Source organism: Williamsia sp. MIQD14 (assembly GCF_051025635.1).
Taxonomy (GTDB): Bacteria; Actinomycetota; Actinomycetes; order Mycobacteriales; family Mycobacteriaceae; genus Williamsia_A.
The window spans coordinates 1-19,343 of sequence record NZ_JBPFDG010000007.1; the positions used below are offsets into that span (position 1 = coordinate 1).

A 19,343-nucleotide genomic window follows, 5' to 3' on the forward strand; every position below is an offset into this window, starting at 1 on the left:
GCCGGCGGTCTGGGCCGGTTAGCGTGGTGGGTATGAATAGCCCTGTTGAGCGTGAGTTGCATCGTGCGGTGTCAGGCGCGGTGCCGGTTCCTTCGGTGGAGGCTGTCGAGAGGCTGGTGACCGATGGCGCTGCGCCGGCGGCGGCGCGGTCGGATGTGTCGTTCGTCGAGGTGCCCGGCGTCGTCTGATGACCGGGGTCTTCGACGGTGGGTATCGGCTCCCGTTTCCCTGGGGCCGATACCCACCGTCACCCGGCGATCAGATCGGGAACGGCGCTCCGAGGTAGCTGCTCGCGTCAGCCTGGGTGGGGATGAGTTCGGCCAACACCCTCGGATGCATCGCTGATTGCAGCGACCGGCCGAGCAGACGCATGAGGCTTGTCGGCTCGAGGTTTTCGTTGGCGACGGTGTCGGCGGCGATCCCGGCGGCGGCTCCGTTTCCTGCGGCGTAGTAGAAGAACATCGCCAGGGTCAGGACACGTGCACGGTCATCGCCTCGCAGATGGGCGGCGGTGCGCGCCATGACGGTCGCGGCGGTCCCTGCGCTCTCGGTCCCCAGCCGCAGCATCGCGTCTCGCACGTTCACGTTGGCGATCAGCGCTCCGAACCGTGCGGCCGTCTCGGGGCCGGGGTCGGTGTTGAGGCTGACCGCTCCGAGCATTTCCTGCGCGGTCCACTCCGGGTCGATGGTCTCGGGGTCGACCGGTGCGGCGGGGTCGACGGTGGCGAACATCTGCGCGAAGTCCTGGCGCGATGCCATGACCGCTCGCCCTTCCTCCACGGCGTAGGCGACGGTTCCCGCGCTGTCGCGGTAGTCACCGGCGATACCGATCTGGCCGGTGGCGTAGTCGATGTACTCGGCGGCGTGGGCGACGGTGGTGACGTGCAGCTGGCGGTGGACGTCGATCGCGTACCCGGCGAGGTGCCCGACCATCTCGTCCTGGGCCTCGATGCTCGGCTCGGCGCCGATCCCGACGAGCAACACCGACGTGGCGTTGTTCAAGGCGATGACCTCCGCGAGGGAGGCGGCGGTGTGGCCGACGGTGATATCGGCGAGGTCGTGGCGCGCGGTGAACAGGATGCGACCCTCGGCGAGGGCGACCATGATCAGCGACTCGGTCGGCACGAAACCGACCAGGGCCGGAATGGCGGCGATGAGCTCGGCGGCGGTGCGGATGCTGATGGGTGCGACCATGGTGAGACTCCCTCAAAAACTGTGGCGAACCCGTTGCCCGCCAACTTTTTTGCCCTTCTGGCAAGGGAGATAAAGACCGGCATAGGAGGACAGAGCGCAACAGGGGAGCGACACCAGTTTCCACCGAGCGCAGTGAGGGGTCTGGGAAGTGGTGTCGGTCCCGCCGGAGGCCGCGCACGCGCTGTTGTGCGGCGGACGACGCCGGTCACAATCGGACGGCCAGAAGGGAAAACAAGTCAATTCTCTTCGGCAGTGCGACCGCAGGGAGTTCCGATGACGTGCGCAGCACGCCGGCACCGCAGGGGCCGATGCGGTGACCGCGACCCGACCACAACGCCGGGCCGACGCGGCGCGGCCAGGGCCCGGTCCTCAACCCGCGCCGTAGGCGCGGCATGGGGTGAGTGCGCCGTAGGCGCTCCGCTGCGGCGGTTCCCGCGCGTGGTGTGAGGGGCGGACCCGAGCCTCCGCTATGCCGGGTGTTGTTGACACGTACGGCATTCCCACTGGCCCTGGATGCGGCGGCAGGTGCGGCGTTGGGTGCACATCCAGCAGCGCTGGTTGGGTCGTTCGAGGTCGCCGGCCTCGGCGGCGATCACGCGCTGGGCGCGGTAGGCCAGTCGTGCGGCGTCGTCGCGGCGGGCCTGGACCTCGGCGGTCATCGGCTCGGCGTCGGGGACTTCGCGCAGCAGCTCCCCGAACTGGGTACGGCAGTCGGTGCAGGGGTGGCCCTGGGTGTCGGTGAGGTTGCCGCAGCCGGGGAGGGCGCAGTGGGCGAACAGCTCGAGTTCGATCACGGTTGGGGGTTCTTTCGGCTCGAGGCGGACGGGGCCGTGCTGGTCGGTGGGGGCGGGGTGTGCCCCCACCGACCAGGCGGGTCTAGCTGTCGAGGTCGATCGACTCGGCGGTGATCTGCTTGGCGACGACCTGCTCTACCTCGGAGAGCTGGTAGCCGAACACCTCGGTCAAGAAGTCCAGGTAGGCGACCCGGGCCTTGGCGTCGGACCAGAACGACTCGGTGGCCTGTCGCCAGGCATCTTTGGGGAAGTTCGCCTCGTACCCGGCGCAGACGATCGCGGCGGTGATGACCTGTGCACGCTCGGCGCTGGCCTCGGCCTGGACCTCGATCGGGTCGCCACCGAGCAGCTCGGCAGCGATGACCTTGGTGTTGGCCTGGCTGCGAGCGATCTGGAACAGATCGGGGTTGTTCCACATCGTGGTCGCGACGAACCGCGACACCGTCGCACTGGTCCCCTTGGGCAGGGTCTTACGCGCCAGGACCTCGGTGAGCTTCGCCCGCCGGACCTCCTGGGCCGCGAGGGCGAGCTTGTTGAGCTTGAGGAGGCGGCGCTTGGATGCCCGCTCGGCGTCGGCCTTGGCCGCGATGACGGCGTCGATGTCGACGGTGCCGTCCTCTCCGACTGCACCCAACCGCTCGGCGTCACCGCGCATGTTCTCGGTGTTGATCGTGCGGTTGCGGTACTCCGTCGCCGTCATCAGGCCGTCGACTGCCGGGTCACGGTGGAACCACACGACGGTGGCCGTGACGTCCTCGTGTCGGGCCAGGGTGCGCGGGTCGAACTTGCCCTCAGCCGCGACGTCGTCGGCGGCGGGGTGTTCGTCGGGGTGCAACGACCAGTCGATGAGGCTGTCGTCGACGGCCTCGCCGTCGTCGTCGAGCCACACTTCTTCGATCTCGGTGTCGATGTAGGCGACGAGCCGATCGGCGGTCAGGGTGGCGATCTCGTCCTCGGTGACCGCTGCGCCGGTCTCGCCGTGCACCAGTCGGGCCACCTCGGCGGGGGAGTCTGCGCCGTAGTAGTACGGGCGGCGCTCCAACAGCTCGTATCCCGCTTCGATCAACGGCGCTGCTGCCTCACGGTGGGCGGCGCGTTCGGCGGCGGTAGCGGCCAGCTGAGCGGCCTTGTGGTCGAACGTGCCCTCGGCTGCGGCATCGCACAGCATCCGCACCGCGTCGGTGTCACCGTTGTCCTCGAAACTGGCGATGATCGCGGCCTGATCGAGGGTCAATCCGGCGTCGAGCGACGACATCGCGACCGTCGACTTCGCCGTGGCCACCGCCGCGTCGACGGCCTTGGTGGTGCCCAGGCTCGTGGCCTTTGCCACCTTCGTCCGGGACACCCCGAGGTCGATGAGCTGCTGTGCGCCCAGGGCGCGCTCTTTGGCGCTGAGGTTGGTGCGGTGCTCGTTGGCGATGAGCTGATCGGTGACCCGCTCGATCGTTGCCGCGTCGGCCTCGGCGTCGGTGCCGATGACGTAGACCGGGATCGACTCGAGTCCGGCCTCACGAGCGGCCAGGGTGCGGCGCTGGCCGTCCCGGACGCGGATCGTCCCGTCCTCGTCTCGGGTCGCGATGACGGGTTGGATCACGCCACGCTCGCCGATGGACGCGACGAACGCCCGGTCGAGTGCGGCGTCGGTGCGCACGTTGGTGTCGATGACCAGCGTGGTCGGGTCGATGACGGCCAGTTCGCCGGAAGCGACACGGGCGGTGGTGTTCTGGTTGTTTCCCACTGTGGTTCTCCTCTATTGTGGTGGGGAAGCAACCAGCCATCTAGTCCATGGCTGGTTGTTTTTTCTTTGTCCGGCCCCGGGTGGGGGCGGGGGGCTAGTCGGCCAGTTCGCTGCTGGCGAGGTGGATCATGTTCGCGGCCTGGGCGCGTTTATCGCGCAGTCGTGCGGCGACGGTGAGGCATTCGCTCGCGGCGTCGATGAATCCGCTTGCGCCTTCGGGGTCATGGGGTGCGGTGTCCCCGGCGAGGTCGGCCCACATCTGCGACTGGGTGAGTTCGATGTCGATCGCGTCTGCGAGGCGCTGGTCCCACTCGGTGAGTAGTTCGACGCGGGCCTGGGCAACGGTGATCCGGCGGATGGCGGCGACGACCTTCACCCCTGAGAGGTGCGGGTTGTCGAGTTCTGCGGTGATGTCGTGATCTACCTGCATGACGGGACGCTCCCTCGCTAGGTGACGGGTCTCGGTGCCCGCCAACTTTTTTGCCCTTCTGGCAAGGGAGATAAAGACCGGCATAGGAGGACAGAGCGCAACAGGGGAGCGTCGGCAGTTTCCACCGAGCATCGCGAGGGTGTTGGAAAGTGCCGACGGTCCCGCCGGAGGCCGCGTAGCGCTGTTGTGTGCGGCGGACGACGCCGGTCAAAATCGGACGGCCAGAAGGGAAAACAACACGCTTTTGGCAGTGCGACCGTAGGGAGCTCCGAGTGGGGATGCGCAGCATCACCGGATCTCGCGCCGACCACCTGCGTGGCCGGGCGGGACCGGGTTAGGTGAGTGGCTCGACCGCAACACCAGGTCAGGCCGGTTGTGCGGGAGCGGCGTTTGTTCGGGAGCGTGCCGGGGTCGCGGTAGCGCTGGGGGTGTCTAGTCCGTAGTTGGTGGATCGTCTGGTGGTTTCGGCATTTCCCGGGTCAGGTTGACGACGAACCGCACCGCTGCGTCCTGCTGTTCGGCTCGCTGTTTTCGGTCGTCGCGGGTGGCGAAGAACGCAGCGATAGCCCCGACCAGTGTGACGACCCCCGATATAACCGAGGCGATGGCACCGCCGGCGGTCAGCTGGTCGATCGCGTGTCGACCTCCTATGAGCGCCACAGCGCAGATAATCACGAGGGCTGTGATTGGTATGAGCAGAATGGTTAGCGCGGGATTGAGTTGGACTAGACGTTCTTTGATGTTCGCGAGTAGCCCTCGTTGCGCGGCGGCCATGCGGCGGTCGAAGTCGACGAGCTCGCGGGCGATGGCGGTTTCGACGACGTTGTCGTGGTCGAGTCCTGCGGGCATTTTGTCGTGGATGTCGACGAGGTTTTTGAGGCGTTCGTGGGGTGTTTTGCGGGCGTTGCGGGTGGCGATGGTTGCGCCGAGGACTGCGACGAGGAGGGGTGTGAGGACGTAGCGGAGCCAGTCGATCCAACCCATCAGCGGTTGGTGGTGACGGTGGCTCTGCCGGGGAGGTCGCGGTTGTTGTCGCCGTTTTTACTGACGTCGACGACCTTCACGATGTGGACGCTGCTGTGCTGGTAGCTCATGAGTTGTCTTCTGCGTTATCGCTAGTCGGAGTTGCGCGGCCAGGTGCCGGGGATCTGTTGGTAGAGCCCGCCGGCGCTGGACGTAGCGGGCGGCGCTTCGGATCGGGGACAGCGCGAGGGGTGCTCGGAGCGACCTCCTGATTCAACGATGGGATCGAGAATGCCTGTAGCGGTGGCGATGCTGCCCAGGGGGTAGGCGTAACCACATTGGGGGCATGTGAGCCGCGGTGCGGTAGTCGGAGTCGTGTCGTCCATGTCGTTGGTCACGAACGCCAGTTCTGTGGCTCGACGGTGATTCTGCGTGACTCGAGCTCGTCGTGGTCGCGGGCATCTGTCTCGAGGGAGTAGGCGACCTGGCCGGCGCGGGTGCTGTCGTAGGGCCCGATGTACCAGATGTCGAGGTCGCCGTCTTTGCTGACGTCGACGATCTTCACGAGGCGGTCGTCGCCGCCATGAATTTGGCGGTAGCGGTTTCGACTGAGGACGAACGCGCCGCAGCCAGCGAGCCACACGAGCAGGATGCCCCAGTTGTTGGGCCCTTCGCCGATCTGTATGCAGACTCCGGCGGCGAAGAAGACGACGCCGGGGAGGATAAGCATGATTGCGGGCCCGCTGCGCCAGACGATCCCGAACAGGAGCAGGACGCAGGCGATGGCGGTGAGGATGATTCCGTATTCGGTCGCGGTCATTGCTGTTCACCTTTGCGGTTGGGGGGCATGTGGGCAAGTGTTTCCTACGCCTCTGACACCCGCGCGGTGATGATTAGGCGTGATGCGCGGGCATCCGGTGCCGCGGATCGGCGGACACATTGTGTCGGGCGAGGCCCAGGGCGTCGCCCGGGCGTCAGCGCGGTGTGGGGTCGGTGCCGCGCCGTCGGGGTAGGTAGGTGAACAGCGTCCAGGAGGCGGCGTGGACGGCGAGGAAGATGGCGAGGCCGACGCCCGCTGCGAGGAGGATGTTGCTGGTGTCGGCGGCGATGTACACACCGACGGTGATAGCTGCGACGAAGGCGATGAAGCGGAAGATCTGTGGTCCGTTTCTCGTGGTCATGGCGGGGCCTTTCGGGTCAGGTGACGTGTGTCGGAATGAGATCACCGTGCGGTGAGGGCTGCGTGGGCTTGGTGGTGGAGTTCGGTGGTGCGCTCGGTGGTGAGTTCGAGGGCGTCGGCGACGTGGCGGATCTGTCGCGGGCTGGGGTCCTCGGAGGTGCCGGTGAGGACCGCGATGAAGCTCGCTGCACTGGTTCGCGTTCTGCGACGCAGTTTGTCGAGGGAGTGGCTGCGGACCGTGGGGCTGACTGCGGGCCACCAGATGTGCGCGACGAGTGCGGCAAGTACGTCGGCGATATCTGGATACGTGGATGGGTCGAGGGCGTCGGTGAGGTGTGCGCGGTCTTCGCGGTGGTTCGCGAGTGCGAGGTCGGCGCGGCGGACGATCGCTCGGTCATGGCGTCCTCCGCCGATGAGGATCGCCGGCAGGAGTCCGAGCAACAGCATGGCAGCCAAGACCCAGTAGGCGAGGTTGTGGCCGGGGAAGGCGATGGCGAATGCCGCTGGCACCACGATGAGCGCCGCGACGACGAGGGCACCGCCCACGATGTAGGGGTCACGCTTCGGTGAGGGTGTCGCTGGGGTCATGGCTGGTCGCCTTTCCGGTTCGTCGCTCACGTCTGGGTCAGTGTCTCGTGTGGCTGTGACATTGCAAGGCCGGTTAGGCGTTGGGGTCGAGGTAGAGGCGCGCAGCGGCGCGTTTGGCGGTGGCGCGGTGGGTCTCGGCGTCGTCGAGGGCCTGGCGCATCGCGGCGAGTGCTTCGGTGACGACGGCGATCGCCTCGCCGGGGGTGGTGTCGGCGCCGAGGGTGTCGGTGGCGAGGTCGTTGCGTTGGGCGAGTTCGCGGTAGTCGCGTTCAAGGTCGACCGCGGTGCGTTGCATGGCGACAATGGGGTCGTAGAGTGCGTCGATCGCGTGGTCGAGGCTGTGTCCAGAATCAAACATGTATCACATGATACATGTTGCACCTGATACAGGCAATGGCTCGTGGTCGTTGTGCTGCATCGTTTGGTGCATGTACTGTTTGATACATGCCGGGTGATGTTGAGGATGCGTTGCGGGAGTGGAAGCGCAGCGTTGATTCCCGTGACGAGCTGGTGAGAAGTGCTCATACGGCGGGTGTCTCGATCAACCGTATTCATGTGCTGACCGGTATCGGCCGGAGCACGATCTACCGGATCCTCGACACCGACTGTGCCGATCGGACCGTCTGAACATGGCAGCGTCGGCCCGATGCGGCGAGGACGCTGACCGCCGGTTGCGACACCAGCCTGCGTTGAGCGTCGTGTGGTCTATTCGTATGAATGGCCGGACAAACACGGGCTTGACCAGGGTGAAGGCCAGGTTCGCCGATACTGTCTCCGGTTATGGCAGATCTCGGGCGTACAGCCGGTTTCGAACGCAGCGGGTGGACCGTTCTGGCGGTCGCGGGCGTGGTGTTGTTCGCTAGTTCCTCATGTTCTTCCGATAGCAGCTCGCCGACTACAGCGGGCGCGCGATCAGTAGCTGGCGCCGGGGCAGACCCGGGCGCTGGGAGCGGTTCTGATGGCAGCCATTGCTGGGGAGTCAAGATGAACCGCGACTATTCGCTGACTGAGCTCCAGAAGCCAATCCCTGTGTTCGGATCTCCTCTGACCGACGACGCGGCGAAACTCTACGGCCAGACGCCGCCCGGTGGACGAGAAGCGTTCTACCGTGACGTGTGTTCCATCGATCACGTGAAGGGTGACTTGGTTCCACAAGGCCCGCCACCGGAGGACCTCTCCGTCATCCAGAACGTGCTGTTCTTCGGTTACGGCTTGTGCACTACGTACTCCGGCCCAGAGGGTATGAGTCTTACCGGCAGCCTGACACCCGAGCGGGTTCACATCATCAACAGCAGCTTCGATGACCTCTGTCCACAGCTCCCAAAGCCGCAGCAGTAGGTGACTTTAGGTGCTTCCCGAGGCGTTCGACCCATTGTCACAGGGTCTCGTGATGGGCGTCCAGGTCGGCCGCAACATCGACCTCATATCGACCACCCTCCGAGAAAGTTGTGCAAATTGACGACCTCAACGCTTCGCGGCCCTGCAACAGCTCTCACGCTCGCTCTGGCCGTCTCGTTGATCGCGGCATGTTCGTCATCCGGCGATGGCCGATCAGCAGAGACTGGTAGCCAGGGAGCGGGATCTTCAGGCGGTAGATCCACCACGCCGGGGCCGAGTGGCCAGAACGCCGAAACCTCACCCCTTGACCTCCCTGCCCTCGCCATAGATGGGCAGGCGCAGAAATTCGAGAAGGCTCAAGGGATCTACAGCGCCACGTGCGGGAGTAACAACGTCGTCTTCCCAATAACCTGGGAAGGTGGTTACCCAGAGAACAAGATGCTCGAGCTGTCACTCGACCTAAATGGCACGCCTGTCCATTTCTTCAATTACCAAGTAATACTTGGTGATTCCTACTATGGCTTTGACCCAGCAACCGGTTCGGAGACGTCGACCACGGATGGAACTTATTCCATCACAAGCGAGAAGAAGGACGGGTACTACTCGTTCTCAGGCAAGGTGAAGCTCAAGGCCGACGACTCGGTTCACGACGTTGTCGGCACCATCCCCTGCGACAATCACACGCCGCCAAACTGATCGCGCAGTTGGGCAGGCCATCGCGCGAAACGACCTATCGCCGGAACCCGCGCTGCGGATCGCGTAGTTCCTCTCCGGCTCGGGGCGTGAACCACATATCCATGGGGAAGATTTTCAGCCATGCCGCTGCGGCCGCCGGGTCGTAAAAAGCTTCGGAGTCGCGATCGTCCATAAGCCCGTCGGCGACGGCGTCCCAGTCGTCGTCACGCGGGTGAGTGGGCAGTGTGGCGACGTCGTCGGCGTAGTCGGCGTCGGCCATGGCTGCTGCGGCCCGGGGAAGGACGATGAGGAGTGCGAGTTGCTCGGCCATGGTGCGGGGCCGGGGGAGTTGGCCGGCGGCGAGGTCTTTGGCGAGGTCGTCGAATGACCGAGCGACCTGGCGTCGCCAGACGGCGGGTTGGCTGTAGGTGCACTTCGGGAGCCGGTCGAACAGATACCACCACTGAGGATCGACAGGGTCATCACCACGTTCGTCGATGTCGTCGTAGGCCAAGTCGGCGCAGACCCACGCGTGGATCCGCAACAGCTCTTGTTGCCGATCGGTGAGCGAGAATCGTGGCTCGAACTCGATGACGTCACCCATGTATCACATGGTGCCCGATTGGGTCGAAGGCCGTAACGATTTCCTACCTGGCACGCCGCCATTCTTGGTCAGGTGCGATAGACTCACGTAATCGACTGCCTATCAATCAGTTTAGACCGCAACCTGACATAATATATGTTATCGGCTTGAGCCACAACCCATTTCGTTACCGGCGGCAAATCAGAATCACAGTTAAATTGTGACACTTAGACAGTCAGGCGGCAATAGCACGAGCAAGTGCGGGTAGAGAGTCGCTACGTTGATACGCGGCTTTGAGGCGCGAAGACTCGTTCGGCGTCAGTGGTCGACCGAGCATCGTTTCGACGATGGCTGCGACGGCTACCGCGTCATCGATGTCCAGGTGTGTTGTTGTCATGGCCCAATCATGTCCAGCACGACTGACATCTCAACCAACTGATGGCTGGTCGTTCACGTTTCGGGGTCAAGAATCGCCTTGACCGCGGCGACCGCATTTTCGGTGTAGAGCGAGTCGACGGTGCGGTCGGCAGGTGGATAGACGAGGCGGAACGGTATCCGTGACTGATTGACGAATCGGGTCGTTTGTGTTCCGTCGTCTGCCGTGACCGTGCGCGCCACAGCCAGAGGTCTGGCGCGATCGGGCATCGGGTCGATTAGCTGGATGATGCCGAGGGCGTGGAGCATGTGCACCGAGTTGTATGCCTCGTCGCTGAGTCCGTATTCGTCCCATCGGACAGTCGTTTTGAGATCGGCTCCGACGTAGCGAACGTCGTCTTCGAGGCGACGGGCCGGGCGCAGACGCTCGGTGCGATCTGCGATGACCAGCAGTGTTGCGATCTCGGCTGGGGTGAGCGCCAAGTGCCAGCCGTTGAAGAAGAACGCACTGGGCAATCGGACCGCTTCAAGCGGCCCTACCGACTCCCCTGCTGCTTTGTACGGGAGCTTTGTGCCGTCGTCCATGAGAATTCGGAACTGGTCGTACTTGCCCGCTCGGCCCGCTGGCTGCGTCAGCGCCACAAGTTCGTATTCGACGAGAGAGTCGATAGATGTCGTGAGGGATCGCCGCCACTGACGGCGGCTCTCGGCCGGGCTTCGAGACGAGTCGAGGTCCGACCGCACCCCGGCCAGTTCCGCCCAGCACGGCATAGTTCCGCTGGTGGGCAGGTTGGGCAGGTTGTTGGTGAACGCTTTGGCGGTCGCGTTGGCGCGGAGCTGGGCTACGTAGAGGGCGGTGAGGTAGACCGGCAACGCTCGGCTGCCGGCTGAGGCGATGAGCTTGGTGAGCGGTGGGCGAGTCGCTAGGTCGTCTTTCCGGTTCCAAACAGCCGTTCGAGGCGCGCCCGTCCGGGCCCCCTTCTCGACGTGGACGAATTCGGACCGGATCCGAACGTCAGTGATGTCGCCATGGTCGAGACGGCGGTATGCCGCGACGGCGCGTGCGATGGCGGGCTTCTGGGCGTTGAGGGCGGCGAGGCGTGCGCGTGCGGCCTTCTTCGCGTTCTTGTCGGCCTGCTCCCGCCACTTCATCTGACGGTCGAGCTCAGCCTGCGCTTCGGGCGTGAACTTCTTTGCCAGGACCACCATGCCCGACTCCGACTTCTCTTCCACGCCTCGACGGTACATGATGAGCGGGGCCACGATTGGCGGAACTTATACGTATACGTAGATAACGTTAATATCGCCCGCCATCGGTGGCCTCGGGTTCCGCTACCGATGGCCCCAGGGCGGGGTGTGCGCCCGCTGTTTTCTGAGCACGATGCCGCTCATGAAACTTCGTAGCATCGTCTCCGTCCTCGCTCAGACCGCCTCGCAGCACGGGTGGTCCACGACCCTTCGCCTCGCGTTCCTGATGGTGGTTGTCCAGTCTTGCCGCCTGCTCGCCGTCGTGGGGGCGCTCGTGTGGTGGTGGCCGCCGTACGGCTAGTGCCGCGGCGGCCGAGGCGGGACGGACTGCATTCTGGAGGTATGCCTGTCCGCGTCGCTCCGATGCTCGCCACCCGCGGCGACGTCAGTCGTGTCGGCCCCGACTACTCGTTGGAGTTCAAGCTGGACGGCCAGCGAGCCATGGCGGTCGTCGATGGCCGCGGTGTGCGGCTATCGAGCCGAAACGGGTCGTCGATCACGCGCACATACCCCGAAATCGCCAATGACCTTCGCGCGGCAGTACACGGCCGCAGAGCAATCCTCGACGGCGAGATCGTCGCCCTCGACGCCGATGGGCGGCCGTCGTTCGCTCTGTTGCAGCGCAGGATGCACGTGCAGCGGCCCAGTGCCGCCTTGGTGCGTGAGGTGCGGGCGGCGCTCTTCGTGTTCGACGAGTTAGCCCTCGACGGCCAGGACGTCACACAGCGGCCCTACGTGGAGCGTCGGGAGCTGTTGGAGGCCCTGGGGCTTCTCCGGTGCCCGGGTGGCTGTGTCGCCGGCGTTCACGGCCGCTGGCGGCGTCGACGGGGCGGCCATGTTGGAGCTGGCCCGCCTCAACGGTCAGGAGGGTGTGGTGGCCAAGCGGCTGCTTTCGCGATACAGGCCCGGCGAGCGTTCACCGGATTGGATCAAGCAGCCACTTCGCGAGGTGGCCACGGTGCTGGTGTGCGGGTGGGTCGGCTCCGAGACCCGCCTCGAGGCACTGTTGCTCGCTGCCCCACATCCCGAGGGCGGCGTGCGCTACCTGGGCCACGTCGGCACGGGCTTCACCGCAGTCGAGCGCCGCGATCTGCTGCGCCTGATGGTCGTCCGGGAGCGGAGTGACCACCCTCTGGACACCGCTCCCCCACACGCGGCGGCAGGCGCTCGGTGGGTGCAGCCAGATTTGGTGGGCGAGGTCCACTATCGCGAGTTCACGGGCCGTCTGCGGCACGCGAGCTGGCGTGGTCTGCGTACCGACGTAGACACGGCGGCCGCACAATGGCCGACGTGAGTCCGGTGACGTAGCGCCACAACGAGCATTACTCTTGCTAAGGAGCCGACGGGCTCATGCACCCCACGTTTTGCGCTGTGCCCGTCGGTCGTCGGGGGGTAGCGCGGCCGGTTTGGCTCGTTCCCTCGCCGGTCGCGCTACTCACTCCCCGCTTCCGATGTCGGACAGCGCGCCTACCGTGAGGGTCATGACTGATCCTGTCGACACCACCACATCAGGATCGATTACCAACTCGCAGCGCCCGAAACGCGCCCGCGCTGCCATCGCAGAGTTGACGTTGATTGTTCGACCGCCGGGCAATCCGTCTGCGGTGCAAGCGTTCACTGCCGCCGAAGCGTCTGAGGCTCAGCGGTATGCCGACGCGATGGACGCCGCAGTCGAACCGCTCGCCGGCACCTGAGCTGTTGTCCACGGGTGTGGGCTGGCGCGGGGTTGTGGTCGGGTGCAGGCCCGGCGGTAGCCGGAAGCCGTCCACCAGCCCCGGTGTCGGCAGTACATCACCGGTGGGCAACACTCCCCCACCATCTGCACGCTGATCAGGCAGACGATTGTGCGGCAAACTGCCGGTCGAGGTGAGCGGTCATTGCAGCGGTGAACGCGGCGGCCTCAGCGTGGACCACAGCGGCTTCAATGGCCGCTTCCTCGAGCGCCGCGGCCAGCACGCTGACCGCTGTGGTGTCGGCTGGCTGGTGACCGGCGCGCAGAGCCCCGGCGACGATGCGACCGACTGCGTCGCGGCTGCGAGCGTACAGCTCCCGACACCGGGGGTCTCGGGTGGCTTCTAACCTGAGCTCGTGGCGAATGAGCACCTGATTCCGGTCGGCCAGGAGCGCGCCGAGCGCCGAACGCACTCCCCCATCGGTTCGGACATCGCGCGGCTCGCTCCCGTCCGCGAGCGCGTCATCGACGACACCTTCGGTGTCGGTGACGTGCGCCTCGAACGCACCGAGCATGAGCGCGTCGCGGTCGGGGAAGTGATAGGTCGTCGACCCCAACGACAACCCTGCTCCGGCAGCGATATCGCGCAGTGTGGTTGCGTGCAAACCGCGTGAGGCGATCAGGCGCACTGTCGATGCGATGAGTTCGTGTCGGCCGCGACCACGTCGAACTAGCTGCTTGGAGGGCACTGGTTGGGTCTTTCTACTTTGGGCGCGCCGTGCGCCTGTGGTCGAGTGCTGCGCACGCCGTACCGGCGTCGAGCGGCTACTGCGTGGCATGGCCTACTCCCCCGCCCTGTTGCTCGCGTGGCCGTCGGGCGGCTGGTGCGGGCCGCAGTGATCCAACCGGACGGGGCGCATCGCTTCGTGCTGCTGGGTGGGCGCGAGGTTATGAATGACTTCGTCGCACATGCGGCAGATCCAGATGCGGTGCGGCGGATCGATGTGGGTGTCCCAGCCGACCAGCATCGCCCGCGGGCGCGTGAGATCGTGGCCCTGCGAACATTTCTGTGGCGCCGACTCAGCCCACTGCCCTGGACCGTTCCGGCGAACACGGGCCTGGAACAGCTGCAAGCGCGGATTGGGGTCGGGTGTCACGGGGAACGTTCCTGACTTCCGCGACAGAGACCGTTGAGTGTCGCGAGGTCGGGGAGACGCCCTTCCCGCGGCACCCCAACCTCGCACCCCGAAAATAGCTCGAACGGATGTTCGATGCAACGCGGAGTCTGCGGCCATCACGTCAGCGAGCCCCAACCGGCTCGAGTGGTTGATCGACGGTGGCGATCGGTGCCTCGCCGGCAAGTTTCAGGATGCGGTCGACGGTGTTGTGGGTGACATTCGCGGCGGCCGCGACCTCCCGTCTCGACGCGTCAGGGTGAGCCGCACTGTGGGACAGGATGTACGCGATCTTGCTGACATCGGTGCGCAACTCGTGGCGAAGCCGTAGCGCTTCGGCGGCACGGACGTACTCCGCGGGCGTTACGGGCCTGTCAGCGACGTCGCCTTCCCCCACTGTGTCCACAGGCTCCGGGGCGACCGCCGGTGCGACCGAGGCACCGGGCGCCTCCGCGAATGCTCCGCCGATGTTGTGGCGTGGGCGGATCAAGATCACGAGGCCATGGGTGCTCAACAGGAGAAAGGCGGGAGGGATCGTTGCGATGAGGGCTGCCAGCAGTGGGTGGAGCTGGCCAGAAGGCAACACGGCGTGGAGCGCGTTGCCGCCGACGCTGGTCGCCGCGGCCAGGGTGAGTAGACCCCAGAAGAAGCTTCGCTCGCGTTTGATCGGGCTGTCGGCGAGGGCGACCAGAGAGATCGTCGCCAAGACGATCGTTCCGTCAACGACTATTGGGCCGAGTGCGGCGATGTTGCGGGGCCACACCCGGTCGGAGACATCCCAAAGAGCGGCGAACGACAAGATGAAGGCGGATGCCGCCAGTCCGATGGCCACCACGATCGCGACGACGATCGCCAGACGGCGGACAGCGGGAGGCTTATTATTTTCGATCACGGTCACAGGTCCAATCTGTGGTCGAGGTCCTGGCGGCGCTCCAACGCCTCCAGGACCGCATGTGTATTGCATGTATTGCGCGTATGTACACGCGCAACCGCTGCTAGTCGTCGAGGTCGTGGTTCTTCATGTACTCGTCGATGGCCTCGCGCACGAGGTCTGACTTGTTCACCGAGTACCCGCGTTGCATTCCAGTCTTGAGCGAGCCACGTTGGAGCCTCGCGTCGTACGACTCGGGTATCCGGTAGGTCCGAGTGACTAACGGGTCTACCGGCTGCTCGGGCGCTGTGGCCGGACCACTCCCCCGGCCTCGTCGCGACTCGCCCCCAGGCCGTCCCGGTGACTTGGTGGGTCGCTCCGGCTTAGTGACCGCGGTGGTCACGGGCATCGGTTCCGCTTGCTCCCCACCGCGTCCGTTGGCGGCGTCGGCGCCGGCGAACGACTCGAAGGGATGTGGCTCGGCTGGCTTGGTGACCGTTTTGCGTTCGAGTGCCATCGGGCAAGTCCTTTCAGGTCAGATCAGGTGAAGTTCACGGGCGAGGTCCCGGTAGGCACTCGCGACCGCGAGTGCCCCCTGGCCCTTCATGGAGTAGATCGGCGTCGACAGTCCATGCGCGTCGCCGACCGCTGCGCGCTTCGGAATGACCGTCTTCGCCACCAGCGATCCGTACTTGGCGCGCAGCTCGTTCTCACGAAAGTCCTGTTCGCCGTTGCGCTCGCGTCGACCGATAACGATCGCTGCGGTTTGCAGCCGCTCGTTGAAGCTGCGCCGGGCGAGTTCCACTGACTTGGTGATCGCATCCACCCCGCGCGCGCCGTCGGAGCTGGCGTCGGTCGGGATGATGACTTGATCGGACGCAGTGAGGCCGTTTGCCATGAGGCGGCCTACGAACGGTGACGTGTCGATCAGAATGTGATCCCACGTGGTCGATGATCGCGCCAGGGCGTTGCGCAGTCTGTAGTGAATATCCATCGCCGCATCTGACTCGCGGTTCGCGAGCGATTCGCCGCCGGCGAGAACATCGATCCCCCGCCAGCTCGACGCAGCCGCGACAACCGCCTCGTCAATGCTGGCAGCCTCCGCCAGGACGTCGTTGGCGCCCAGTGCGGCCTCCTCGGGATCGACCCCGAGTCCGGTCGTCAGATTGGCTTGCGGGTCAAGGTCGATGAGTAGGGCTCGGACTCCCGCCTCGGAGAGAGCCGCAGCGAGGCCGATGGTCGTCGCGGTCTTGGTTGAACCACCCTTTTGATTGCAGAACGCTAGGACCGCCATCTGGCCGCCACCCTTTCGTAATTGGTCAATATGTTGTCCGGCGTGTCCAGCAGGACAACACAGTCGGGCCTGTCGTCCTTGTAATGCTAGTCAACGGTGTCATGCATGACAATACTGTATTTACAGACAATCCCTCGATTACGGGCGGTGGACGATATGGAACCCGGGATGAGCTGGCCGTTTGTCGGGCCGCTGCGATGGAACTGGGTTTTGAACGAGCCGCGACCTAGTTGGTGTGTGGTTTCTGCTCGTTCGCCCGGGCGCCAGTGTTCAACGCAACGATCAGCGCGTGGTCGGTGTCGAAGGGGCCACCAGCCTGCTGGCGCACGGCAGCGACCGCGTGGTCGACCTCGGGCAGGGGAGTGGGGTTGCTGCTCGCTATGAATTCCACCAAGGCCTGGATGGCGAGCGGGGGCACGGCGTTGGTGTCGAAAACTAGAGCTGGGGTTGGGGAGTCGAGTCGCTGCCACACGCGTAGTTGGATGCTCGCCACGTCGACAAGGACATGTGCGTGCTCGGCCAGCACGGTTTCGGCCGTCGGCACCACGTCTGACGCCGAGTTCGTGCTGTAGGTCTCGACAATCGTGTCGGGCCTATCTGGTGCCACTGGGAAGTCGAGGCGTACGAAATATAGGTCGGTGGTCTGATCTACCGTTTCAGATTTCGTCGGCGGGGTTAGGTCGGCCATGGTTATTGCTCTCTCAGTGGTCGGCGGTGAGATGGGGTGGTAGAGCCCTGATCACTAGCGCATCGCCCGCTGGGGTCAAGGCAGGCTGGTCCAGTGTCCGGAGTGCTTCATGGATGACATCCAGGGCTGGTTCGCCCTCGACGCCATGTTGGTGGAGCACCGTCATTGCGTGCTTACTCGCAAACCGTCGTGACGGACACGTTGTGCTGCTTGAAGCGCTATCCGGATCCTGGGGGTAGTAATCAACTCCGAATGAAGCGACTGGCCCCGACAGACGAACTAGGTGTGTGATGTAGCCCAGGTCTCTGAGTGCGGCGCCGAGGACTACTTCGTAGTCCGTCAACAGGGCTATGGCCAGGTGTTCGAGTGTGGGGCGGGGCGGGAGATCGTCGAACCCACTGGCCAGCAGCCGTTCTGTGTCGGATACGGGCCATCTGAGTCGCCTAGACAGCGACTTCACGTCCGTCGAATACGACTCGATGTGCTCGCCGAGCAATTCCCCCATTTTCACCGGCAAAGTGTCTCACTCCGCGTCCGACGGCCCGGCACGTCGCCGTCGGCCTGGGCCGCGACCCTCTTGGTGGGCGTTCGATTCTGGTGGCCCAGATCGCCTGCTGTAGCCAAGATGGACTGGTCCGTCGCCCGAGTAGTCATGCGAGTAGTCGTCAGCGAACGAGCGTGAACCGAATAGCACGAGTTGTCCCTGAGAAGGGATCTGAGCGCTCGCGTGCTGTCGTTTATGCAGGTAGGCGAGTCGCGTACGCGCCGCGGTCCTGGTCCGGGGATTCGTGGTGTGCCAAGCCTCCCGTTCAACGTTGATAGTTGCCAGCAGCAACCTGTGTCGTGCAACAGTTCCGAATCGTTCAGCGGCTTCGTCGAGGGTCGCAGACCCCAGCGTCCAGGTCGTCCCTCGGCCCCTTCCGTGCTGTGTTGCCAGTCCAGCCCTCGTCAGGGCATCGAGGAGCTTCTTCGTTCCGTGAGATGCGGTGCCGTGGGGTTGTCCGATCAACGCCGCGACCTGCGAAGTTGAAAGGCCAGTAGCAGAGAGCTTCTCCCAAGCGTGACGACATTTCTGACTGAGATCCCCCCAGAGGGGGTGGGTTAGGGAGCGGGGGCTTGTGAGTTCATGGCGCAGATCCGTGCGGTAATTGCGAGACGGACGGCGGAGGCGGTAGCGGTGTGCTTCTTGTCGCGCGGTGTACCTGTTGTGTGGGATCACCAGCTCGAGTAGCCCTCGCTCGATCAGTCCTTTGATACGACGGCCGGCGGTGGTGTGGTCCACGTTGAGCCAGGCTGCGAGGCAGCGGGTGGAGATGGGGCGGTCAGCGATGCCGTGGCCGTCGGAGTAGCGGTGATGGATGACCGCTACGGCGGCAGCCACGAGGTCGGCGTCGTCCCAGCAGGCGACCTCGAGGAGGGCTGAGTCGATCACGGCCTGGTCCTCATCAGCCACGTCTGCGCGGTGGTTTCGGAACGGGCCGATGACGCTGGACCAGTGAGTGAAGCTCAGGGACGGGTTCTCGGCCGAGTGGTGGCGACCTTTGGCGCGATCCTCCTGATCACGCTCCCTGAACTTGGCGAAAACCGGGTAGCGGTCGTAGTAGTACTTCGCGGTGCGCCAGCTGCGGATGTTGAGGGCTCCGATAAGCACCCTGGCGGCTTCTGTCGCCACATCGGACCGTTTACCCACTGCGACACTGCTGTTGAGAAGTTTGGCCTCATCATCGGTGAGGGAGCGACGTGGCTTCCACGCGTAGGGCGCTTCGACATCGGTCGCCGACAGACGCATCGCGTCGACCTGTCCGTCGTCGGCGTCCAGTGGGGGAGCGGTGGTGCTGTTCGTGTTGGCCGCGGCTTGAGGGGTGCTGGCTGTGTCCGGCACGTAGTGGGCTGCGACGTCGTGCGCGGACCATTCGTCTTCGACCGTGGCCAGTGCAGCGCGCAGGCGTTCGGCCGTGGCTATCGCAGTCAAGCGGTTGCCCTCGACAGTCACCGGCCAGCACACCCCGGCCCCTTTGAGTGATGCTGAACCGGGGAGCCGCACGTATCGCCGTGGTGTGGGAATGTCGACGGCTTTCGCGCTCATCCGCTGTGCACGCCGCACCGCCTCGACCGCGGCGGCCGCGAGTAGTCGACCAGACGGAGTGACCGCGAACGCCACATGCAGTGAGTTGGGTGAGCCAGAGGCGGCAACGTACGCCAGGACCGCGCCGGTGGCTGTAGCTGCGGTGATGACTGCCGAGAGCACCTCGTTGGCGCAGAGGTCGAGGTCGACCAGCAGTAGCTCGGGGCGGATCGGCGAGACTACTGCGAGGGCGGATCGCCCAGCGCCTGCGGTCTCGGCCTCGGCGATCAGAACAGCCGGATCATTGCCCGTGGCAACTCGGGTGCCCTCGTTGCAGCCAGTCGGTGCCGGCTCAAGTGCGTACGCCGGATCGGGGCACGAGACACCCACCAGGAGGTGGTACGTCTCGAACCACCGGCTGACCCGTGCCGTGTTGGATTCGTGATCCAACACGCGCTGTTCAGGGATTGCA

24 protein-coding genes and 1 pseudogene are annotated in these 19,343 nt (G+C 65.0%); 8 read left to right on the plus strand and 17 right to left on the minus strand.

The features are described 5' to 3' along the window. Positions 1-188, plus strand: a 188-nt coding sequence (locus ACQ7HM_RS20875; protein ID WP_434218160.1) for a hypothetical protein, incomplete at its 5' end; no start/stop codon positions are given. 70 nt (positions 189-258) lie between these two features. Here the strand turns inward: ACQ7HM_RS20875 and ACQ7HM_RS20880 are convergent. The 9 genes from ACQ7HM_RS20880 to ACQ7HM_RS20920 all read right to left on the minus strand — a co-directional run bounded on the left by ACQ7HM_RS20880 (position 259) and on the right by ACQ7HM_RS20920 (position 7,245). After that, complete coding sequence (locus ACQ7HM_RS20880) at positions 259-1,194, minus strand: DUF4192 domain-containing protein (protein ID WP_434218161.1); 936 nt, start codon at positions 1,192-1,194, stop codon at positions 259-261. A 467-nt stretch (positions 1,195-1,661) separates the two neighbouring features. Beyond that, on the minus strand, positions 1,662-1,988 hold the full coding sequence (locus tag ACQ7HM_RS20885) for a hypothetical protein (RefSeq protein ID WP_434218162.1): 327 nt from the start codon (positions 1,986-1,988) through the stop codon (positions 1,662-1,664). A gap of 82 nt (positions 1,989-2,070) precedes the next feature. After that, positions 2,071-3,726, minus strand: coding sequence for a ParB/RepB/Spo0J family partition protein (locus ACQ7HM_RS20890; protein WP_434218163.1), 1,656 nt, complete (start codon positions 3,724-3,726; stop codon positions 2,071-2,073). Between the two features lie 94 nt (positions 3,727-3,820). Next, positions 3,821-4,156, minus strand: coding sequence for a hypothetical protein (locus tag ACQ7HM_RS20895; RefSeq protein WP_434218164.1), 336 nt, complete (start codon positions 4,154-4,156; stop codon positions 3,821-3,823). A 432-nt stretch (positions 4,157-4,588) separates the two neighbouring features. Next, the gene (locus ACQ7HM_RS20900; protein WP_434218165.1) at positions 4,589-5,140 is read right to left on the minus strand and encodes a hypothetical protein; all 552 of its coding nucleotides are present in this window, start codon (positions 5,138-5,140) and stop codon (positions 4,589-4,591) included. Between the two features lie 373 nt (positions 5,141-5,513). Beyond that, complete coding sequence (locus ACQ7HM_RS20905; RefSeq protein ID WP_434218166.1) at positions 5,514-5,939, minus strand: hypothetical protein; 426 nt, start codon at positions 5,937-5,939, stop codon at positions 5,514-5,516. A 154-nt stretch (positions 5,940-6,093) separates the two neighbouring features. Continuing rightward, positions 6,094-6,300, minus strand: coding sequence for a hypothetical protein (locus ACQ7HM_RS20910; protein ID WP_434218167.1), 207 nt, complete (start codon positions 6,298-6,300; stop codon positions 6,094-6,096). A gap of 41 nt (positions 6,301-6,341) precedes the next feature. Then, positions 6,342-6,887, minus strand: a complete 546-nt coding sequence (locus tag ACQ7HM_RS20915) for a hypothetical protein (protein ID WP_434218168.1) — start codon at positions 6,885-6,887, stop codon at positions 6,342-6,344. 73 nt (positions 6,888-6,960) lie between these two features. Further along, positions 6,961-7,245, minus strand: a complete 285-nt coding sequence (locus ACQ7HM_RS20920; RefSeq protein WP_434218169.1) for a hypothetical protein — start codon at positions 7,243-7,245, stop codon at positions 6,961-6,963. A gap of 86 nt (positions 7,246-7,331) precedes the next feature. Here ACQ7HM_RS20920 and ACQ7HM_RS20925 point away from each other — a divergent pair, with 86 nt between their 5' ends. From ACQ7HM_RS20925 to ACQ7HM_RS20935, 3 genes are all read left to right on the plus strand, one after another. Next, entirely contained in the window at positions 7,332-7,514 is a 183-nt protein-coding gene (locus ACQ7HM_RS20925; RefSeq protein WP_434218170.1) for a hypothetical protein, read from the plus strand. A gap of 357 nt (positions 7,515-7,871) precedes the next feature. After that, positions 7,872-8,225 carry a hypothetical protein gene (locus ACQ7HM_RS20930; protein ID WP_434218171.1) on the plus strand — a complete coding sequence of 118 codons (354 nt, stop codon included), beginning with the start codon at positions 7,872-7,874 and terminating at the stop codon, positions 8,223-8,225. A 117-nt stretch (positions 8,226-8,342) separates the two neighbouring features. Beyond that, entirely contained in the window at positions 8,343-8,921 is a 579-nt protein-coding gene (locus tag ACQ7HM_RS20935; protein ID WP_434218172.1) for a hypothetical protein, read from the plus strand. A 34-nt stretch (positions 8,922-8,955) separates the two neighbouring features. On the opposite strand, the gene ACQ7HM_RS20940 is transcribed toward ACQ7HM_RS20935, so the two are convergent. Then, on the minus strand, positions 8,956-9,504 hold the full coding sequence (locus ACQ7HM_RS20940; protein WP_434218173.1) for a hypothetical protein: 549 nt from the start codon (positions 9,502-9,504) through the stop codon (positions 8,956-8,958). A gap of 429 nt (positions 9,505-9,933) precedes the next feature. Beyond that, on the minus strand, positions 9,934-11,091 hold the full coding sequence (locus ACQ7HM_RS20945; protein WP_434218174.1) for a hypothetical protein: 1,158 nt from the start codon (positions 11,089-11,091) through the stop codon (positions 9,934-9,936). Positions 11,092-11,248: 157 nt separating this feature from the next. Here ACQ7HM_RS20945 and ACQ7HM_RS20950 point away from each other — a divergent pair, with 157 nt between their 5' ends. The 4 genes and pseudogenes from ACQ7HM_RS20950 to ACQ7HM_RS20965 all read left to right on the plus strand — a co-directional run bounded on the left by ACQ7HM_RS20950 (position 11,249) and on the right by ACQ7HM_RS20965 (position 12,800). After that, positions 11,249-11,407: a hypothetical protein gene (locus tag ACQ7HM_RS20950; RefSeq protein ID WP_434218175.1), complete on the plus strand. Its 159-nt coding sequence runs from the start codon at positions 11,249-11,251 to the stop codon at positions 11,405-11,407. Between the two features lie 62 nt (positions 11,408-11,469). Then, positions 11,470-11,808, plus strand: a pseudogene (locus ACQ7HM_RS20955) (ATP-dependent DNA ligase); the annotation flags it as partial. 82 nt (positions 11,809-11,890) lie between these two features. Then, positions 11,891-12,400 carry a hypothetical protein gene (locus ACQ7HM_RS20960; RefSeq protein ID WP_434218176.1) on the plus strand — a complete coding sequence of 170 codons (510 nt, stop codon included), beginning with the start codon at positions 11,891-11,893 and terminating at the stop codon, positions 12,398-12,400. Between the two features lie 187 nt (positions 12,401-12,587). After that, the gene (locus ACQ7HM_RS20965; protein WP_434218177.1) at positions 12,588-12,800 is read left to right on the plus strand and encodes a hypothetical protein; all 213 of its coding nucleotides are present in this window, start codon (positions 12,588-12,590) and stop codon (positions 12,798-12,800) included. Between the two features lie 136 nt (positions 12,801-12,936). Here ACQ7HM_RS20965 and ACQ7HM_RS20970 read toward each other — a convergent pair whose 3' ends face one another. The 6 genes from ACQ7HM_RS20970 to ACQ7HM_RS20995 all read right to left on the minus strand — a co-directional run bounded on the left by ACQ7HM_RS20970 (position 12,937) and on the right by ACQ7HM_RS20995 (position 19,324). Further along, the gene (locus tag ACQ7HM_RS20970) at positions 12,937-13,527 is read right to left on the minus strand and encodes a TetR/AcrR family transcriptional regulator (RefSeq protein WP_434218178.1); all 591 of its coding nucleotides are present in this window, start codon (positions 13,525-13,527) and stop codon (positions 12,937-12,939) included. Positions 13,528-14,077: 550 nt separating this feature from the next. After that, complete coding sequence (locus ACQ7HM_RS20975) at positions 14,078-14,851, minus strand: DUF2637 domain-containing protein (protein ID WP_434218179.1); 774 nt, start codon at positions 14,849-14,851, stop codon at positions 14,078-14,080. A gap of 97 nt (positions 14,852-14,948) precedes the next feature. Next, the gene (locus tag ACQ7HM_RS20980; protein WP_434218180.1) at positions 14,949-15,341 is read right to left on the minus strand and encodes a hypothetical protein; all 393 of its coding nucleotides are present in this window, start codon (positions 15,339-15,341) and stop codon (positions 14,949-14,951) included. Between the two features lie 18 nt (positions 15,342-15,359). Then, entirely contained in the window at positions 15,360-16,118 is a 759-nt protein-coding gene (locus ACQ7HM_RS20985) for a ParA family protein (protein WP_434218181.1), read from the minus strand. Between the two features lie 226 nt (positions 16,119-16,344). Then, positions 16,345-16,806 carry a hypothetical protein gene (locus ACQ7HM_RS20990; RefSeq protein WP_434218182.1) on the minus strand — a complete coding sequence of 154 codons (462 nt, stop codon included), beginning with the start codon at positions 16,804-16,806 and terminating at the stop codon, positions 16,345-16,347. Positions 16,807-17,329: 523 nt separating this feature from the next. Then, positions 17,330-19,324, minus strand: a complete 1,995-nt coding sequence (locus ACQ7HM_RS20995; protein WP_434218183.1) for a hypothetical protein — start codon at positions 19,322-19,324, stop codon at positions 17,330-17,332. Between the last annotated feature and the right edge of the window lie 19 nt (positions 19,325-19,343).

Excerpts from the sequence above, each read along its gene's own strand:
- ACQ7HM_RS20880 (WP_434218161.1), bottom strand. The coding sequence starts at position 1,194 with ATGGTCGCACCCATCAGCATCCGCACCGCCGCCGAGCTCATCGCCGCC.
- ACQ7HM_RS20895 (WP_434218164.1), bottom strand. The coding sequence starts at position 4,156 with ATGCAGGTAGATCACGACATCACCGCAGAACTCGACAACCCGCACCTC.
- ACQ7HM_RS20900 (WP_434218165.1), bottom strand. The coding sequence starts at position 5,140 with ATGGGTTGGATCGACTGGCTCCGCTACGTCCTCACACCCCTCCTCGTC.
- ACQ7HM_RS20905 (WP_434218166.1), bottom strand. The coding sequence starts at position 5,939 with ATGACCGCGACCGAATACGGAATCATCCTCACCGCCATCGCCTGCGTC.
- ACQ7HM_RS20910 (WP_434218167.1), bottom strand. The coding sequence starts at position 6,300 with ATGACCACGAGAAACGGACCACAGATCTTCCGCTTCATCGCCTTCGTC.
- ACQ7HM_RS20915 (WP_434218168.1), bottom strand. The coding sequence starts at position 6,887 with ATGACCCCAGCGACACCCTCACCGAAGCGTGACCCCTACATCGTGGGC.
- ACQ7HM_RS20920 (WP_434218169.1), bottom strand. The coding sequence starts at position 7,245 with ATGTTTGATTCTGGACACAGCCTCGACCACGCGATCGACGCACTCTAC.
- ACQ7HM_RS20925 (WP_434218170.1), top strand. The coding sequence starts at position 7,332 with ATGCCGGGTGATGTTGAGGATGCGTTGCGGGAGTGGAAGCGCAGCGTT.
- ACQ7HM_RS20930 (WP_434218171.1), top strand. The coding sequence starts at position 7,872 with ATGAACCGCGACTATTCGCTGACTGAGCTCCAGAAGCCAATCCCTGTG.
- ACQ7HM_RS20940 (WP_434218173.1), bottom strand. The coding sequence starts at position 9,504 with ATGGGTGACGTCATCGAGTTCGAGCCACGATTCTCGCTCACCGATCGG.
- ACQ7HM_RS20950 (WP_434218175.1), top strand. The coding sequence starts at position 11,249 with ATGAAACTTCGTAGCATCGTCTCCGTCCTCGCTCAGACCGCCTCGCAG.
- ACQ7HM_RS20965 (WP_434218177.1), top strand. The coding sequence starts at position 12,588 with ATGACTGATCCTGTCGACACCACCACATCAGGATCGATTACCAACTCG.
- ACQ7HM_RS20980 (WP_434218180.1), bottom strand. The coding sequence starts at position 15,341 with ATGGCACTCGAACGCAAAACGGTCACCAAGCCAGCCGAGCCACATCCC.
- ACQ7HM_RS20985 (WP_434218181.1), bottom strand. The coding sequence starts at position 16,118 with ATGGCGGTCCTAGCGTTCTGCAATCAAAAGGGTGGTTCAACCAAGACC.
- ACQ7HM_RS20990 (WP_434218182.1), bottom strand. The coding sequence starts at position 16,806 with ATGGCCGACCTAACCCCGCCGACGAAATCTGAAACGGTAGATCAGACC.